Origin of the sequence: Chryseobacterium sp. SIMBA_038 (assembly GCF_046535115.1) — a bacterium.
Lineage (GTDB): Bacteria > Bacteroidota > Bacteroidia > Flavobacteriales > Weeksellaceae > Chryseobacterium.
On sequence record NZ_JAWRXH010000284.1, the window covers coordinates 1 to 256 of the forward strand.

Genomic DNA, 256 nt, shown 5'->3' on the forward strand with positions numbered 1-256 from the left:
GCTGGCGGGCTACAACACCGGCACCGTCACGAACGTCGCCGCACACGACGTGTCCGTTCATGCCTACAACCTCTCGGCCGCAGGCGGCCTCGTCGGCGCGAATCGCGGCGGCACGCTCGAGCACGTCAGCGCGTCCGGGCAGGTCTATGGCGATAACAATACGGCGTCGCTGGGCGGCCTCGTCGGCGAAAACGTCGGGCAGAACGGCAAGGTCGCGACGATCCGCGACGGCCATGCGAACATGCGCGTCACCGTC

At 68.4% G+C, this 256-nt stretch carries 1 protein-coding gene; it reads left to right on the forward strand.

The genetic code is table 11. The annotated features are described in order from the left end of the window. Positions 1-256, forward strand: a 256-nt coding sequence (locus tag SB689_RS23580) for a GLUG motif-containing protein (protein ID WP_410694470.1), incomplete at both ends; no start/stop codon positions are given.